This window comes from Bacilliculturomica massiliensis (genome assembly GCF_900605495.1).
Taxonomy (GTDB): Bacteria; Bacillota; Clostridia; order Peptostreptococcales; family Anaerovoracaceae; genus Bacilliculturomica; species Bacilliculturomica massiliensis.
The window spans coordinates 1,700,302-1,716,536 of the sequence record NZ_LR027603.1; the positions used below are offsets into that span (position 1 = coordinate 1,700,302).

Annotated in this window: 15 protein-coding genes; 3 read left to right on the top strand and 12 right to left on the bottom strand. The window is 55.7% G+C overall.

What is annotated here, in order from left to right:
* Nucleotides 1-94: 94 nt before the first annotated feature.
* From recJ to ftsE, 4 genes are all read right to left on the bottom strand, one after another.
* Nucleotides 95-1,873, bottom strand: coding sequence for a single-stranded-DNA-specific exonuclease RecJ (recJ, locus tag E0E37_RS16940; RefSeq protein ID WP_130864157.1), 1,779 nt, complete (start codon nt 1,871-1,873; stop codon nt 95-97).
* Nucleotides 1,874-1,992: 119 nt separating this feature from the next.
* Entirely contained in the window at nt 1,993-3,132 is a 1,140-nt protein-coding gene (locus tag E0E37_RS16945; protein WP_130864158.1) for a murein hydrolase activator EnvC family protein, read from the bottom strand.
* Nucleotides 3,133-3,147: 15 nt separating this feature from the next.
* On the bottom strand, nt 3,148-4,047 hold the full coding sequence (gene ftsX / locus E0E37_RS16950) for a permease-like cell division protein FtsX (RefSeq protein WP_130864159.1): 900 nt from the start codon (nt 4,045-4,047) through the stop codon (nt 3,148-3,150).
* Nucleotides 4,031-4,714, bottom strand: coding sequence for a cell division ATP-binding protein FtsE (gene ftsE / locus E0E37_RS16955; protein ID WP_130864160.1), 684 nt, complete (start codon nt 4,712-4,714; stop codon nt 4,031-4,033). Before ftsE ends, ftsX begins: the two co-directional genes overlap by 17 nt.
* A 284-nt stretch (nt 4,715-4,998) precedes the next feature.
* On the opposite strand from ftsE, the gene E0E37_RS16960 reads away from it, so the two are divergent.
* Complete coding sequence (locus tag E0E37_RS16960; RefSeq protein ID WP_165445424.1) at nt 4,999-5,583, top strand: 5-formyltetrahydrofolate cyclo-ligase; 585 nt, start codon at nt 4,999-5,001, stop codon at nt 5,581-5,583.
* 30 nt (nt 5,584-5,613) lie between these two features.
* Here the strand turns inward: E0E37_RS16960 and E0E37_RS16965 are convergent, their stop codons facing one another.
* Nucleotides 5,614-6,420: a P-loop NTPase family protein gene (locus E0E37_RS16965; protein WP_130864162.1), complete on the bottom strand. Its 807-nt coding sequence runs from the start codon at nt 6,418-6,420 to the stop codon at nt 5,614-5,616.
* A gap of 484 nt (nt 6,421-6,904) precedes the next feature.
* Here E0E37_RS16965 and E0E37_RS16970 point away from each other — a divergent pair, with 484 nt between their 5' ends.
* Entirely contained in the window at nt 6,905-7,351 is a 447-nt protein-coding gene (locus E0E37_RS16970) for an acetyltransferase (protein WP_130864163.1), read from the top strand.
* Between the two features lie 99 nt (nt 7,352-7,450).
* Here E0E37_RS16970 and E0E37_RS16975 read toward each other — a convergent pair whose 3' ends face one another.
* From E0E37_RS16975 to E0E37_RS16995, 5 genes are all read right to left on the bottom strand, one after another.
* The gene (locus E0E37_RS16975; RefSeq protein WP_130864164.1) at nt 7,451-7,930 is read right to left on the bottom strand and encodes a protease complex subunit PrcB family protein; all 480 of its coding nucleotides are present in this window, start codon (nt 7,928-7,930) and stop codon (nt 7,451-7,453) included.
* A gap of 147 nt (nt 7,931-8,077) precedes the next feature.
* Nucleotides 8,078-8,656, bottom strand: coding sequence for a hypothetical protein (locus E0E37_RS16980; RefSeq protein ID WP_130864165.1), 579 nt, complete (start codon nt 8,654-8,656; stop codon nt 8,078-8,080).
* A 33-nt stretch (nt 8,657-8,689) separates the two neighbouring features.
* The gene (locus E0E37_RS16985; protein ID WP_130864166.1) at nt 8,690-9,616 is read right to left on the bottom strand and encodes a transketolase family protein; all 927 of its coding nucleotides are present in this window, start codon (nt 9,614-9,616) and stop codon (nt 8,690-8,692) included.
* A complete protein-coding gene (locus E0E37_RS16990) occupies nt 9,616-10,440 on the bottom strand; it encodes a transketolase (RefSeq protein WP_207302982.1) in 825 nt (274 codons plus the stop codon). Before E0E37_RS16990 ends, E0E37_RS16985 begins: the two co-directional genes overlap by 1 nt.
* Entirely contained in the window at nt 10,430-11,251 is an 822-nt protein-coding gene (locus E0E37_RS16995; protein WP_246019770.1) for a WecB/TagA/CpsF family glycosyltransferase, read from the bottom strand. The genes E0E37_RS16990 and E0E37_RS16995 overlap by 11 nt, the downstream gene beginning before the upstream one ends.
* A gap of 421 nt (nt 11,252-11,672) precedes the next feature.
* On the opposite strand from E0E37_RS16995, the gene E0E37_RS17000 reads away from it, so the two are divergent.
* Nucleotides 11,673-12,923 carry a nucleotide sugar dehydrogenase gene (locus tag E0E37_RS17000; RefSeq protein ID WP_130864167.1) on the top strand — a complete coding sequence of 417 codons (1,251 nt, stop codon included), beginning with the start codon at nt 11,673-11,675 and terminating at the stop codon, nt 12,921-12,923.
* Nucleotides 12,924-14,027: 1,104 nt separating this feature from the next.
* On the opposite strand, the gene E0E37_RS17005 is transcribed toward E0E37_RS17000, so the two are convergent.
* Both E0E37_RS17005 and E0E37_RS17010 read right to left on the bottom strand, forming a co-directional pair.
* Nucleotides 14,028-15,692 carry an O-antigen ligase family protein gene (locus E0E37_RS17005; protein WP_130864168.1) on the bottom strand — a complete coding sequence of 555 codons (1,665 nt, stop codon included), beginning with the start codon at nt 15,690-15,692 and terminating at the stop codon, nt 14,028-14,030.
* Between the two features lie 3 nt (nt 15,693-15,695).
* Entirely contained in the window at nt 15,696-16,199 is a 504-nt protein-coding gene (locus tag E0E37_RS17010; RefSeq protein WP_165445425.1) for a DUF4330 domain-containing protein, read from the bottom strand.
* Nucleotides 16,200-16,235 lie beyond the last annotated feature (36 nt).

Here is a 16,235-nt window from a genome sequence, read left to right on the forward strand (position 1 = left end):
AAGGCCATGCTGATCTCTGCCGCCCTCCGCCGGCTCCCGCAGTACCGCGGCGCCGCCGCCCCGTGCTCCCGGTAATTATTACTTTTCCAATATATCACTTTATATCCCGGATTACAAATTGTATTTTGGAAACTCCATTCCAGACGTTGATCCCCGGACAGCCCGCCACGTCGGCCCGCGCGCCCTCCCGGAGCATTTCCTCATAATCAGCCGCGTTTTGAAACAGGATGCAGTTCACGGTGACGCCGTCACGGCAGGCCTGAAATCTCACATGCTGCCTGTTGTCCCCCATGAAATAAGGTTTTCTGATCTCCACGTCCCTCAGTGCAAAAACCGGCTGAGGGTTCATATGTCCAAAGGGAGCGATCTTATCGGCCTCCCGCAGAAATTTCAGGGTCAGATCGGCGGGCGACAGCACGCCTTCGATGCGGATGCGCTCTGTCAGCAGATCCGGTTCTTCTCCGGTCAGCGCCGCCACATCCTCGTTCAGCAGCCGCCGCAGCTCCGGCAGAAAATCCTGCTTCATGAGAAAACCGCAGGCCCCGCTGTGCCCTCCGAACCGCTGAAAGAGATCAGAATGGGAGGATAGCAGGGCGTAAAGGTCGATTCCCTCCACGCTGCGGCCGGTCCCCTTCAGGAAACCGTCGCCGGAAGGCGTGACGATGATCGCGGGCCGAAAATACACATCCTTGATCTTTCCCGCCACGATCCCTGCGATCCCCTCGTGCGCCTGGGGCGCGTGGATGACCTGAAACAGATCCTCCGGATGATTTTCCGTTACGATCTGTCTGCATTCGCCAAAAGTCTTTTCCTGTACCCGCTTCCGTTCCTTATTGTTCTCTACCAGAAATTCCACCGACTCTTTTCTTCTGCGGTCCGCCTCCGCGCCCTTTTCCGTATCGGTGAGCAGCTCTACTCCCTTGTCCGCGGAGATCATACGGCCCGCGGCGTTGAGGTGGGGGACGATGATATAAGCCACCTGCTCGGAACCGATCTCGCCCAGCTTCAGCCCCGCGCCCTCCGCCAGGGCCCGCAGCCCCGGCCGCTTTCCCTGGTTCAGTATATTCAGCCCATATTTCACCAGACTGCGGTTTTCACCCACCAGCGGAACGATATCTCCGATGGTGGCCACGGCCACCAGATCCAGCGTATCCGTCACGTCGGATCGTTTCAGCCGCCCGTCTCCCCGCTTCTCCATCAGGCGCTGGATGGCCTGAGCCAACTTGAAAGCCACGCCGCAGCCGCACAGGACCTTGCAGGGGTACCCGCACTGTTCCTGCTTCGGATTGACCAGCAGGCAGTCCGCTGCCCGGCTGCCGTTGATGTTGTGGTGATCGGTGACGATCACATCCATCCCCAGCTCTTTTGCCAGCTCCACTTCCTTCCAGGAAACGCTGCCGCAGTCCACAGTGACCAGCAGGCCGACGCCTTTCTCCCACAAAGACCGCACCGCCTCCTCGTTCAGTCCGTAACCTTCCTCAAAACGCGAGGGTATATAGTACATGAGACGCTCCGTCAGCTTTCCCAGTATGGTGAGCAGCAGGCTGCACGAAGTGACGCCGTCCGCGTCGTAATCGCCGTATACACAGATCAGCTCGCCCCTTTCGGCCGCTGTGAGGATCCTCGCCGCGGCGGTCTCCATGTCCTTCATGAGAAAAGGGTCGTAAGTCAGCTGGGGACGGTTTGATAGAAATTCCTCAAGTTCCTCCTGACTTTTGACGCCCCGCCCGGCCAGAAGACGGCGCAGAGCGGGATGGACCGCGGCCTCCGCACCGGCTCCGCCGGCGGCCGTCCGGTTCTGCACACCTCCTCCGCTCTCCTCCGTATCCGTATCTTCAGGCAGGATCCACTGCCGCTTTTTGGTCTGTGCCATTGTGATTATCCTTTCAGAGCAAAGAAAAGGAGGCCTGCGCCTCCCTCTCCCTGTTCATATCTCATTTCTGTATTCTATCTCAAAGTTTTTCCGTCCGCCCTCGCTGACCGCCCCTGTCTTTACAGGTAATCCCTCGGGTTCTGATACTTTCCGTCGATGCGGACCTCAAAGTGAACGTGGGGACCCGTGGACATGCCCGTGGTGCCCGACTTCGCGATGGCCTGACCTCTCGTCACAGCCTGTCCATTGCTGACCAGCAGGGAGGTGTTGTGAGCGTAAACAGTTACCATACCGCTGCCGTGATCGATCATGACCACATTGCCGTAACTGTTGTTCCAACCTGCCATAATAACGTTGCCGTCGGCAGCCGCGCACACGGTGCTGTTCTTCGGCGCGCCGATGTCCAGACCTGTATGCAGCTTCTTGGTATTCAGGATGGGATGGATGCGATATCCGAACTCAGATGTGGTCCTCGTCACTCCGGGGACCGGCCATGACAGCGCTCCGCCCGAATACACGCCGTCTCCCTGAAGCGCCCGGATCTGCGAACTCAGCGCCGCCGCCTCTTTGTTGAAGGCGTCGACCTGTGCGGTCAGCGCCGCGTTGTTCTTATCCACTTCGGATTTCTTGGCCTCCACAACATTCTGATCCGCTTCCAGCGAATCCTGCTTGGCGGCCTGCTGCTGCTGCTGCGCTACCAGCTTGGCCTTCATGGTCTCCAGTTCTTTTTTCTGCTTCTCCACTTTATCGTGGGTCTCCTGCATGGACTTCAGCAGTTCCATATCGCTTTCATAGATCCGCTGCATCAGATCCAGATTGGTCAGAAATTCCGATATACTGGCGGAACCAAGCAGTACCTCCAGCATGCTCATGTCGTCGTTTTCATACATGGCCACCAGACGATCGTTCATATTGCTGTTCTGAATGGTCATCTGCTCCTGTATCTCTTTCAGATTTTTCTCCGTAGCCGCGATGCTTTTTTTCGTCTCGCTGATATCGCCCTGAATATTGTTGATCTCCTTCTGCGTAGCGTTGATCTGCGCCTCCAGATCCGAGATCTCCTGATTCAGCTTTTTCGCCTCTTTCTTACCTTCGTCCAGCTGGTTCTGAACTTGAGTCTTGTTGGCGTTGACCTGATCCAGCTGATCCTTGAGATCGTCGGTCTCGCCGGCGAAGGTGAGCCCCAGCGACCAGAAGGAAGTGAGCATCGCCGCGCACAGCGCGTAACAGATCAATCTGTGTTTTTTCTTTTGTACCATTATCTCCTGTCCCCCCTACGTATCCAGAAATCTTCTCATCGAAATGATACTTCCCACGGCGCCGATACTGACCCCCAGCGCCAGAAAGATCCAAACCAGATTTTTTACCAGAAATACTTCCGGGACCAGCGCTGTAAACCGGATGATCTGCAGCCCCAGCAGCTCGGAAATCTTATAATAGACAAAACTGATCACTCCTGAGGATATGAGCGCCGATATACAGCCGATCACCATGCCTTCAGCCAGAAACGGTCCCCGGATAAACCAGTTGGTGGCCCCCACGTATTTCATAATGCTGATCTCCCGCTCTCTGGCAAGCACCGTCAGCTTCACCGTATTGGAAACCACCACTACGGATATCACCACCAGGAACACGATGATGACCAGCGCCCCCGTCTGCACCGCGTTGGTTATGCCAAGGATCTGCTGGACCATGTCCTTGTTGTCCTTGATCGGCAGCTTAACTCCGGTCAGATTGCCTGCGGCGGCCACTACGGTAGCCGATCCCTCCAGATCGGCCAGCTTGATGCGGATCGAATTGGGGAACGGATTCTCCGCCAGAGTATCCAGCAGATACGCGTTGTCTCCCCATCTCACCTTCATCTCGACCATAGCCTGATCCGCGTCCACGTAGGTGGTTCCGTCCACCTCCGGCATTTTCTCCAGATTTTCCATGATCTCCCGCGCCTGCTCCTCGGTAGTTTCGTCCAGGAGATAGATCTGGATCGTGTCGAACTGCTGTTTCGCGCTCTCCGTCATCATATTGACGTTGACGGCCAGTATAAAAAACAGTCCCAGTATCAGCAGCATCGCCGTGATGGAAAAAACGGACGCCAGGGTCATGGCCCTGTTTCGAAAAACTTGAGTAAACGCCTGTGTAAGGGCGTATCTGATACCTCTAAACATCGTACTCATACGCTCCTTCTCTGTCGTCTCTCACGATATGACCTTTATCAATTGTAACAACGCGCTTGCCCATTCGGTCCACGATGTCTTTGGCGTGGGTCACCATAACGATGGTAGTTCCCCTGCGGTTGATCTGTTCTAAAAGTTTCATGATTTCCCATGCCGTATCCGGGTCAAGATTTCCCGTAGGCTCGTCCGCGATCAGGACGGTGGGATTGTTGATGATAGCTCTGGCGATGGCGACGCGCTGCTGTTCGCCGGCGGAGAGCTCGCTGGGATATTTATCCGCCTTGGAACTGATGCCCACCAGACTCAGCGCCTGAGGGACCTGCCTGCGGATCGTTCTCTGACTGGTATGTACGATCTCCATGGCGAAGGCCACATTCTCGAATACCGTTTTTTTCGGCAGTAGTCGAAAATCCTGAAACACGATGCCTGTGCTCCGTCTCAGTTTCGGTACGCCCCGGTTGGACAGCTTCGTCACGTCGATGCCGTTGACCCGGATCTTGCCGCTGTCCGCGTCGATCTCTTTCAATATCAGCTTAATAAATGTAGATTTTCCGGCCCCGCTGGGCCCTACCAGAAATACAAAGTCACCTTTATCTATGTGAATGTTGGCGTCCTGAAGCCCAACATTTGTCCCATACGTTTTTGTGACATTCTGAAATTCAATCATTTCAAGAAGTCCTCCCTTTCCCACTGACCGCGCCCGCCGGGCCTGTCCGCCTCCACCTGCTGCAGGGGCCCCAGCCCCTTGGTCCGCTGCAGACGATCCCATGAGCTTGCGCAAATGTCTACAAAATATTATAATATAAAACAAACGTTTTAGAAATACCTTATCATATTACATATTGATTACATTTAGATGTAGAAAACGTGAACATTCTGGAGCTTCCTGCCGAAAGGCGCCGCAGCGCGGCGGCAGCCATGTCCCGAATGAGAAAAGAGGATGAAAGATTTATGGAAAAAGAAACGATCCGCAGAGAGATGCTGCATATGAGAAAAAGCCTTCCGCCCCATTTCGTATCGGAAACGGAAAAAATACTGGGAGCTTTCGTCTCTTCCCTGGAAGTCTACCGTCAGGCGGATACAGTCATGCTCTACTGCAGCTTTCATTCCGAGGCGGGCACCCGTCCCCTGCTGGCTTACAGCCTGAAAAAAAAGAAGACGGCGCTGCCCTGCACCGACAAAAACTTCGATATTCTACCCTACTATGTGGAATCTGAGGACGACCTGCTCCAGTCCCCTATGGGCATACTTGAACCCGACCCTTCCCGCTGCCAGCGCTGCCGGTCCGCCGACATTGATCTGGTCATCGTCCCCGGCGTGGCTTTCGATGTTTTCGGAAATCGTTTGGGCTACGGAAAAGGCTGTTACGACCGCTTTCTGCCCGGTCTGCGGCCTGACGTGCCGGTCATCGGTCTGGCCTATGATTTTCAGGTGCTCCCCGGACTGCCGGCGGAAGATCACGACCTCCGAATGGACGCCGTCGTCACCGAAAAGGGACTTCTCACCGCGCCGGAAGCCCGGATCCAGGTGCGCTAGCGTCAAAAGACAGGGCCGGACCCGGCGGCGCTACAGACCGCCGCAGAGTCCGGAAAAAAGGCGGTGGAAGGCGGGCTCAAGCTGCCGGCGGATCTCCGGCTCTCCCCAGGGCATGCCGCCCCTGTACTGGACCGAATATAAATACCGGGGATCCAGATAGGGGATCGTCTCCGGTCTGCGGATCTTCAGAAACCGCTGCAGTTCTTTTCTGTCTACGCCCCGGTTATCTTTGTTCACGAGAATGCGGACCGGCAGGCCCGAGAGCTTCCAGCGTTCCAGTGTGGATCTGCCTGCCAGCAGACGGGCGGGCATCGGGTCCACCACGCCCAGAATAAGGTCCATCTCTTTCAGCAGAAGCCAGCCTTCCTCATCATTCCTTCCTGAGAGATCAAAGAGTACCGCGTCCCCGGATATTCCGTAGATCAGGCGCAGGGCTTCTCTGTACCCCGGTCGTTCCGACTGTTCCGCCGGCGTTTTCAGCGCCCAGTTCACTCCCTCCTCCATATTGCTCAGACTGTGGAGATTGACGCTGCCTGTGGCGGCCCGCAGAAAGGAACGATACTCCCGGTAGATGAAGCGCCGCTCCATGCCCAGACTGTCGTACAGTCCCCCGTCCCCCAGCTCCGCCACCGCCGGCGTCCAACCCTCTTTTTCCGCCAGATATCCCGCCAGACAGGCCGTCAGAAAGCTGACGCCCGCTCCCGGAGTCAGCCCTGTCAGACCGATCCGCCAGCGATCCGCTTTCTCCGCGGGTCTGGCCAGTATCCGTTCCCGCCCGGCGTTGTCCCGTTCCCCTTCGCCGCAGTCTCCCTTTCGCTTCTCTTTTAACCTCTCCATCCCTTGCCTCCATCCCCTTTTGTCCATAGACTGACCCTTCTCCCGGTCATGCGTTCGGTCTCTGTGTCTCCCGTGGCTGCTATCTCCCGTGGCTGCTGTGGCTGCTGTGGCCGCCGTTCCCAACACAGCCTGATCTGGCTCGCCATGCCCCTTATCTTCTTCGCTGTTTATATTACAAATATTACTATATATTATTTAAAATGTCAACCGCGCCACGCATCTTCCCATCTCCGGCTAGCTGAATAGATCCAGCGCCCTCTCAGGCGTGGATCCTGCTGGACCTCCCTATTTGGCCGGACCGCCCATCTTCCCCATCTGTGCTTCAGACATCTGACAGACCTCATCCCAGGTGCTTGACAGACGGGCCTTTTGAATTTAAAGTAAAAAACATCATCTGTTACACTTATTACACTCATCAAAATGTGACTTGCCGCAACTCACATGCCATAAAAATGCCTAATGAAAGAAAAACAGGAGGGGAGCCATGACTATCTTTACGGTACAGGAACGGACAGAGACCCTGATCGGACAGCTGTGTCTGATCTGGAAAGAATCGGTAAAAGCTACGCATTTCTTTTTATCTGATGAGGAGATCGAAGGGATCGCCCCGTACGTTCCCACAGCTTTAAAAGAAATTCCCCGTCTGGTCGTCGCCGTCGATGACCGGACGGAACCCTGCGGGTTCATGGGGATCGACGGCGGCAGGCTGGAGATGCTCTTTATTCACCCCAAAAACAGAGGATGCGGACTGGGGAAACAGTTGATCCTCTATGGAATAGAACACTTCTCTGTCAACGAAGTAGGCGTGAACGAGCAAAACCCACAGGCGAAGGGATTTTACGAACACATGGGCTTTCAGGTATATGGACGTTCCGAGATGGACGAACAGGGCAACCCCTACCCCATTCTCTATATGAAACTGGTTCAGTGAACACAGGAAGCAAAAAATTAAAAACCACTCCCGCGCTATCCGCGAGAGTGGTTTTTCCGCAGTGATCCCACACAAGTCCAGGCTGCGTCTCCGGCCGCCCTATTCCACGTACTGGACCTTCAGCTCGATCTGATCCGGCAGATCGGTCAGACTGGTCTCCGCCACCTGAATGGGGTAGGTGATGGCCTGGGTCAGAGCTGTGCCGGCGCTGGGGTCTTTGAACTTCGTGTAGACCACCAGCGTCTTCGTTCCGTCCTTTTCGGAGAGGGCCATCTTGTCGATGGCGATCTCGTAGCCGGACGTGGGCTTCTCGCCTCTGGAGGCCACCACGTAGACCTTGCCGTCCACCACGCAGGCCAGCGCCCGTTCCAGCTGCCGGTATTCCGGAATGACCTGGCTGACGATGTCCTGGGGGATCTCTTTATCTCCCAGCACTGAATACTCCACTTTCTTTTCTCCGCTGAACATAAATACGATCGCTCCAATCACTAGAATAATGACGATTAAGGCGATTGCCGCCTTCACTGCCGTCTTTTTCTGCGGCAGTCTGATCTTATTCAAAACTCCTGTCTTACCCACGATAAAACTCCCTCCTCCGAACAAATCTTAATTCAATCTATTCGGGGAGGGAGTTCAATATTCCATAAAATTATACAAGCTGGCACAAATGCCGTAATGCTCAGAGGCCTGCAGCCAAGACCGGCACTGCAGCCCCGGCGGGCGGGCCTACTGATCGGCGCCGTCCTCCGGCGTTCCCTCCGGCCCATCCTTCGGTATCTCCGTCACGGAGCGCACGACGGACACGATCTGGTCCTCGTATTTGTCCGCCTTGCCTGAGAGCGTCCAGCCCATCACCTGGGTATAGTAACTGGGAAACTCCACAGAGCAGACCCAGTACATGATCTTTACGCCTTCCACCGTTCCTTTTACCTTGGTGAGGATAGCCGGATCTCCGCCAAGTTCAATGTTTTCCGAACTGATGATCTCGGCGTCTTCCGCCATTTTTGTGACGTTCCCGATAATGATCTTATTGTATCCTTCCAGATTCAGATCCGCATCAAAATCGTCTTTCAGCTCCGGAATGGCCACCATGTAACAGTCTGTGCCCACATCCGCCGCCTCAAGGGAGGCGACCTGATTCAGCTGGCCCTCAAGATCCTGCCAGCTGTCCGGCACAAGGCACTGGATCGTCCCATCCGAAGCCACTATCTCTTTCATCTTTCCGTCCGCGGAACCGCAGGCGGAAAGGACAGAAAAAACCACGCACAGAAGTGCCAGCAGCAAAGCCAGACTTCTTTTTTTCATATCCGCTTTCCCCTTTCAGACCGTCCGCTTCCGCTAGAGGTTTTTCACCGCTTCACAGATGTGCTTTGCAGTCAATCCGTATTTTTCCATGAGCTCGCCGGGCTTTCCCGATTCGCCGAAGCAGTCTTCCACGCCCACAATTTTCATCTTTGCCATGGCTTTCTGCACGACGACTTCCGCCACAGCGGAACCCAGTCCCCCGATAACGGAATGCTCCTCCGCGGTGATGATCCCTCTGGTCTCCTTCGCCGCTTTCACAATGATATCTTCATCGAGGGGTTTAATGGTATGCATATCCACTACGCGCAGGCTGATCCCCTCCTCCTGCAGCATATCCGCAGCCATCAGAGCTTCGTTGACCATAATGCCGGTGGCGATGACCGTATAATCTTTACCGTCCCTCACGCAGACACCTTTTCCAATGCGGATGTCCCTCGTGTCCTCGTAGATCGTCGGCACCGACGCCCGGCCCAGCCGCACATATACCGGTCCGTTGAAGGAGGCCGCGTCGGCGATCAGCTTCTTCGCGGACGCGCCGTCCGCCGGATTGATCACCGTCATGCCCGGGATCACCCGCATCAGGGCGATATCCTCGATGGCCTGGTGACTGGCGCCGTCCTCGCCTACGGTCAGCCCCGCATGAGTGGCGCAGATCTTCACATTGGCTCTGGTATAGCCGATGGAGTTGCGGATGATCTCATAAGCTCTTCCCGCCGCAAACATAGCGAAGGTGCTGGCGAAGACCGTCTTTCCGGAAACGGCCAGTCCCGCCGCCGCCCCATACATATCCTGCTCTGCGATACCCATATTGAAAAACCGCTTCGGAAATTCCTTCGCAAAATTAGCCGTCATCGTGGACTTGGAGAGATCCGCGTCCAGAACTACAACATTGGCATTTTTCCTGCCCAGATCGACCAGCGCCTCGCCGTAGGCCTGCCGTGTCGCCATCTTCTCTGCCATTACCATTCACCTCCCAGTTCCGCTACCGCTTTCCTCGCCTCTTCCTCGCTGGGCGCCTTGCCATGCCAGCCCGCGTTATCTTCCATAAAGGACACGCCGCGGCCCTTGTGGGTCTTGGCCAGGATCAGAGTGGGCTGTCCTTTGTGGGCTCTCGCCTGATCGAAGGCGCCTACAAGTTCTTCCAGATCGTGTCCGTTCACAGAGATCACGTTCCAGCCAAAGGCCAGGAACTTCCCGTCGATAGGCGTCACCTTCATGACGTCGTCGTTGTTCCCGTCGATCTGAAGTCCGTTCCAGTCCAATACGGCGCACAGATTGTCCAGCTTATAGTGCGCCGCGGCCATTGCCGCCTCCCACACGATACCTTCCTGGATCTCGCCGTCGCCCAACAGCGTATAGACCCGCGCCGTGCTGTTGTCCAGACGGTTGGCCAGCGCCATGCCCAGCGAAGCGGAAAATCCCTGTCCCAGGGAACCCGTGGACATTTCCACACCGGGGACCTTCGCCATGGAAGGATGTCCCTGCAGCATGTGGCCCAGCTTTCTCAGCCCCAGCAGTTCTTCCTTCGGGAAAAATCCCTTTTCCGCCAGCGCCGCATATAGCGCAGGAGCCGCGTGTCCCTTGGAGAGCACAAACTTATCCCGACCCACCATTTTCGGATTTTTGGGATTGATATTCAACTCGTAAAAATACAGCACGGCCATGATATCGGCAGCCGACAGCGAACCGCCCGGATGACCGGAACCGGCGGCAAATACTTCCTTGATGATGTCCACCCTTATGTCGGCGGCTTTTTTCGCCAACATATCGCAATTAATTGCCATCTTTCTTCCTCCCTTTACTTGCAATTACTTTTATCATGAAAAGCGGCAGCGCCGCCATTCTCTTGTATCTGGCCGGCTCCTGGATGAACCGGTACAGCCATTCCAGTCCGTGCTTCCTGTAAAACTCCGGCGCTCTCTGAAGAGTGCCCGCCCAAACGTCCAGCGTGCCGCCGATCCCCACCGCCGCTTTTACCGAAAGCCGTTCTTTATATCTGGAGACAAAGAGTTCCTGTTTGGGGGATCCCAGCGCTACGCAGAGAAAATCCGCGCCGGAACGGTTGATCTCCTCCACGATCTCCTCCTCGTCCTGCTCTTTAAAATAACCGTCCCTGGCTCCCGCGATGCGCAGGCCGGAGTACTGTTCTTTTTTCTTATCCGCCGCGATCCGGGCCACGCTTCTGCCGTCTCCCATCCCTGCGTCGGGCTTGCTGCCCAGGAAATAGACGGAACCGCCCCGTTCGGCCAGCCAGGCCAGCGCCGCGTCGGCGAAATCGATCCCCGTCACCCGCTCTCCCAAAGGCTGTCCCAGGATCTTCGATGCGTAGACCAGTCCGATCCCGTCGGGGATCACCAGATCCGCCTGCCGGATCAGAGCCGCCAGCACCGGGTCCTTTACGGCGTTGACCACGATCTCCGAATTGGGCGTCACGATCTGGCTGCAGCCCGGCGTCTCCATCATCTCAGAAAACCGTTTTATCGCCGCGGACATATCCACCCGGTCGACCTTCACGCCCAGTATGTCGATCTGCTCACCGGCCGCCGGTCCGCCCGGGCCCTTCCATCCTGCGGCGCCTTGTTCTCTCACTCCCACGCCAATCCTCCTGTCCATTCCAAAATCACTGCGGCACAGCCTGTCAGTCAAAAATAGACTCCCAAAAGGCGTCTGCGAAAAGCCGTACATGGTATTATACCACTACTGCTGTTTCCATTTCCACTGTCGATTTGTTTTTCATCTATATTATTTGTTGAATTCCCATTTCTGATCCATGGCCGTGAAACAGCGGCCCGCCTTTCTGCGGCACTGGTGTGGTCTGTATGGGTGCTTTGCCTATCATTCCGCAGCGGTAATGCTGAAAAAGCAACTGGGTATTGTGCTCCGTGAAATGACGCCGCAGGTGTTCTCTTTACACTTTCCACGATCTGTGCTATGATTGTTATGTTTTTAATGGCTGTTTCCGGCTGAATAAAACAAAAGAAAAAAACCGGCATCGCCGGTATCGGAGGAAATAAGTATGAAAATTTGTGTTGTCGGTCTGGGCTATATCGGTCTGCCCACCGCATCCATGTTTGCCGATCACGGCCACGACGTGGTGGGCGTGGACAAAAATCCCGCGGTCATCAAAGCGCTGAATGAAGGCAAAATTATTATAGAAGAAAACCATCTGGACGAGCTGGTACGCCGTGTGGTGGAAAAAGGCTCGCTCCGCGGAAGCAGCGTGCCTGAGGCTGCGGACGTCTTCATCATCTCCGTTCCCACTCCCATCACGGAGGATAAGCGGTCGGATATGGCTTACGTAGTCTCCGCCACGGAGAGCATCCTTCCCTATCTGAAAAAAGGCAACCTGGTCATACTGGAGTCCACTTCTCCTGTCGGTACCGTCGATACCCTAATGGTACCCATTCTGGAAAAAAGCGGTCTGAAGATCGGCGACGAACTTTTCGTCGGCCATTCTCCGGAGCGGGTCATTCCCGGCCAGATCCTCAACGAACTGGTGAACAATGACCGGATCGCAGGAGGGATCAACGACGCCTCCGCCAGGAAGATAACCGAGCTTTACAAGACCTTTGTCAAGGGCAACATATACGAGACAGATTCCCGTACGGCGGAGCTGTGCAAGCTGTCGGAAAACACCTTCCGCGATATCAATATCGCTTTCGCCAACGAGCTGGCAAAGATCTGCGAAAATCTCGGCATCAACGTATGGGAGGTCATCGAGCTCTGCAACAAGCATCCCCGGGTCAATATCCACCAGCCCGGTCCGGGCGTGGGCGGTCACTGCATCGCCGTAGACCCCTGGTTTATCGTGGAAAAGCAGCCCGACACCGCTAACATCATCCATCTCTGCCGCGATACCAACGACAGCATGCCCGGCTATGTGACCGGCCGTATCGACCAGATCCTGAAGGATGTGGAGAACCCGAAAGTAGCCATCCTGGGCGTCACCTACAAACCTAATGTTGACGACATGCGCGAGAGCCCCATCATCAAGCTGGAAGCTCTTCTGCGGGCTCAGGGCATAGAGGTCGCCGCCTACGATCCCTTCGTAAAAGGCAAGGCCGGCATCACCAACGACATCTGCGAGGCCGCCAGGGACAGCGATCTGCTGCTGCTGGGCGTCCATCACGATCAATTCAAAGAATTGGATTTTGAGGCCCTGGGAAAAATCATGCGGCACAAGAATTTCTTTGATACCAGAAACTTTGCCGACCGGGCCCGAGCAGAGGCCGCCGGCTTCGAATATCATCTGCTGGGAAAAAACTGACGCGCTGCAAACGCTGATGGCCCGGCGGACCGGTCTTACCGGCGCAGGCTGAAGCTGGCCAACGGACGGAAGCTGAGGAACCGGCGCAGGCTGGCGGACGGGCGGAAGCTGGCGGACGGGCGGAAGCTGAGGAACCGGCGGAACCCGCAGCACAACGGCGGCCGGCCAACAGGCAACATTTGGAACGCGTATATAAAAGAGGGGAAAAACCATTGCTGACAGCAACAGTTTTTCCCCTCTTCTTCTTTTTGTATGCGTTGTATGGGGCATGAACCCTGGCAGCCGTCCCCCTGGGAGAGCAGGATCAACTGCGGGGATGATCATCGTCCTTTTTCCCTTCCTTTCCCGGCGGGCTGCAGATTTCCCCGCGGGCTGCCGGTCCCAACGGATCACTGATCCCTCTGGGCGGCTGTCAGTACCTGATCGTGGGCAGACTATCTGGCGGCGTAGGTGAAAACTAGATTTTTTTCCCTGTCTCACCGAAACAGAGCTGTGAAATAGGTGATATTTCATATTTTTTCAAGATCTCACCTATTTCGCAGCTGATATTGACCCATCATCACTGATATTTACATGATTTTCGATTTTTTTTGCTGTTTTCACCTATTCCAGATCCCCTTTATCCCTCAGCCGACTCGCCGACACCCCTACAGGCAGCAGCCTAACGCCCCCCACAGACAACAGCCCACAGACAACATCCCACAGGCCGCAGCCTAACAGACAACGCCCCCACAGACAGCAGCCCCTCCAACAAATGTTTGTATGGACCCGCCCCGCAAGATATTCCTGCGATACCCTTGCTCTGAAGTCTGGTGTATGCGGAGATTTGGATATGAAAATACCTCCTAAGCAGCTTTTGGTCATTTGCCTTATCTACTTAAGAGGTATCAGGTATCATATCATTCCAGCCGGCAACGGTAATTTACTATTTTGACCGCCCGCTTGGCAGGAACGTCCAACTGTCTGTCTGCGCGGTATGAGCGGTCTGCGCAGTATGCGCACCGTATGAACGGTATGTCTGCAGGCGCCTGCCTGTTTCACAGAGGGAGATCAGGTCTCTGACCGGCGGAGTGCGTCCAAACGCTGCCGGTCCCTGTCTTTCCGTCACTGCGGCGCCGGATCCGTCCCTTGGAGCCGCCGCCCTCGCCTGTCCTTGAAAAATCCCAGGTACATGAGCATAGCCGCCAGTCCCCAGAAATAAGCCATCATGTAGGGCTCCTCGAAGATGTTCTCAAAGTAACAGTGCACCAGCACGCCGCAGAGTCCGGAGAAGATGCCGACTGCCAGCATCCTGTCGTTTCCCGCATTGCGCATCAGCGGATCCCTGCCCCGGTCAGGTACGAAGTCCAGGCCGCTCTGGTACAGCGCCCGGATCCCCCACACGATCAGACCCACGAGCAGGAGGATAAAAAAGATCACGCCGATGTAGCCCATCTCCACCATGGTTTTGAGATAATAGTTATCCATGTAAAAATACTCGAAGGTGTCTGTCTCATCCAGCAGCTTGTTGTTCATGGCAACCGCGCCGCCAAACCGCCCCAGACCGAAGCCCAGCCAGGGAGAATTCTCGTGGAGCAGCTGCCAGCCTGTCTCCCAGCGCAGAGAACGTCCGCCCACGGCGGAGGCCTCCGCGTAATCCGCGGTAAACAGAAAGGTCAGCCGGCTGGTGATAGACGGCACCGCTACCAGTATCGCCGCGATGGCCGCGCCCATTACGCCCAGCAGCCTCTTGTCCACAAACAGCGAGAAGAGGATCACCGCCACCACCATGCCGCCCCAAGCGGCTTTGGAGAAGGTGAACAGCAGGCAGAGACACATCATACCTGTCACACACAGGAAAAAGAACTTCACGAGAGGTCTCTTGCAGTAATACACCAGCGCCGCCACCAGAGGCGCTCCCATGATGATCAGCGAGCCGAAGATATTGGGGCTCCCCGTCAGTGAGAAAACTCTGGTCCGCACGCCTGCCTCCGTATGGCTGACCCAGCCGGCGGGAATGGGCACCGCGATGATATACTGATAGATGCCGTGGAGACAGAGTACCGCAACCATGGCCGCGAAGGTGCAGTAGACCACCTTCAGGTCTTTTTTGTCTTCAATGAGATGCAGGATCAGGAAAAACCAGATCATGTATTCCACCTGAGCCCGATAGCCTGCAAAGGCTACGGCGGGCCAGGGACGGACCAGGCTCATGAGCAGCAGACCCACGGCCATAAACAGCAGAATGTACGCGCCTACGGGCGTTCCCCGCCGGATGGTGTCTGTCTGCTTCAGCGCTACCCTCCAGAGGATAAACGCCACAGCAGCCAAAATAAACAGTTCCTCCCAGGCCGCGGCCAGAATGGCGATCTGAATAACATTGCGCAGCACGTATCCGATGGGCAGGTACAGCGCAAAGGCCACCAACACCCACTGATGCAGGCTCAGACGGTTGATCAGCCCGAAGACCACGCTTCCCTTCGTTACTCTCAGGTAAAGATCCCGTAACCAGGCGACCACCCGATAAAACACGCTTTTTTCCAGACAATCTCCCAGCCATTCCAGAACGCCCCGGAATCTGCCGCACACCCGGCTGTAGACGGAAGTCTCCGCGGGGTTTTCCACACCGCAGAACCGTTCCCATATCCGACGCGACGCCGATATTTCATAATACGCGGAAAGCCGCCCGGCTGCCCGGCCAAGCAGACTCGTATCCCAGGACCTGTAAATGGACACGCAGATCGAGGCCAGCCAGCGGAAAACCGCGCTGTTCTGAATCAAATTTGTCATGATCTACTCTCCGATTTGTACGTAACGGATCGTTCCGCTGCACTCAAAGGTCTGTGTTTTTACGATAAAGGTCTTGCCTGCCCGCAGCTCCTGACTGCCGATCTTGGGGCTGGGCGTGTCACGGGAGACCTGCGTCTTGATCTTGAAGGTCACATCCTTCTTGCTGGGGTCGTGGGCGTCCACAATGGTTCCGTCCGCCGTCACAGCCTGGACCACATACTCTTCGATGATCACGTCCTCCACAGTGGCGTTCATGTATTCATTCCCGGAGACCAGCCTTGCGCCCACCAGATTTTGACGCTCGACTTCCCGCACGATCCGCGGCGGCGTTCCGATGATCGTCACCTCCGCGATACAGTCCACCTGAGGCGAGATCGCTTCCTGAACTTTATTTCCGAATACCTGCGTGGCCACGGCTCCCACCGCCACGATGACCGCCAGCAGGATCAGCAGATCCACTACGTTGATGATTCCGAACAACTTCCCCTTTTCGTTTACAATTCTCATCTTCTCCTCCATATCATTGCAGTTTTATTTTTTATC

What these genes read in the sequence shown, in the direction of transcription:
- recJ (WP_130864157.1), bottom strand. Translation starts at nt 1,873, where the DNA reads ATGGCACAGACCAAAAAGCGGCAGTGGATCCTGCCTGAAGATACGGAT.
- E0E37_RS16945 (WP_130864158.1), bottom strand. Translation starts at nt 3,132, where the DNA reads ATGGTACAAAAGAAAAAACACAGATTGATCTGTTACGCGCTGTGCGCG.
- ftsX (WP_130864159.1), bottom strand. Translation starts at nt 4,047, where the DNA reads ATGAGTACGATGTTTAGAGGTATCAGATACGCCCTTACACAGGCGTTT.
- ftsE (WP_130864160.1), bottom strand. Translation starts at nt 4,714, where the DNA reads ATGATTGAATTTCAGAATGTCACAAAAACGTATGGGACAAATGTTGGG.
- E0E37_RS16960 (WP_165445424.1), top strand. Translation starts at nt 4,999, where the DNA reads ATGGAAAAAGAAACGATCCGCAGAGAGATGCTGCATATGAGAAAAAGC.
- E0E37_RS16965 (WP_130864162.1), bottom strand. Translation starts at nt 6,420, where the DNA reads ATGGAGAGGTTAAAAGAGAAGCGAAAGGGAGACTGCGGCGAAGGGGAA.
- E0E37_RS16970 (WP_130864163.1), top strand. Translation starts at nt 6,905, where the DNA reads ATGACTATCTTTACGGTACAGGAACGGACAGAGACCCTGATCGGACAG.
- E0E37_RS16980 (WP_130864165.1), bottom strand. Translation starts at nt 8,656, where the DNA reads ATGAAAAAAAGAAGTCTGGCTTTGCTGCTGGCACTTCTGTGCGTGGTT.
- E0E37_RS16985 (WP_130864166.1), bottom strand. Translation starts at nt 9,616, where the DNA reads ATGGCAGAGAAGATGGCGACACGGCAGGCCTACGGCGAGGCGCTGGTC.
- E0E37_RS16990 (WP_207302982.1), bottom strand. Translation starts at nt 10,440, where the DNA reads ATGGCAATTAATTGCGATATGTTGGCGAAAAAAGCCGCCGACATAAGG.
- E0E37_RS17000 (WP_130864167.1), top strand. Translation starts at nt 11,673, where the DNA reads ATGAAAATTTGTGTTGTCGGTCTGGGCTATATCGGTCTGCCCACCGCA.
- E0E37_RS17005 (WP_130864168.1), bottom strand. Translation starts at nt 15,692, where the DNA reads ATGACAAATTTGATTCAGAACAGCGCGGTTTTCCGCTGGCTGGCCTCG.
- E0E37_RS17010 (WP_165445425.1), bottom strand. Translation starts at nt 16,199, where the DNA reads ATGAGAATTGTAAACGAAAAGGGGAAGTTGTTCGGAATCATCAACGTA.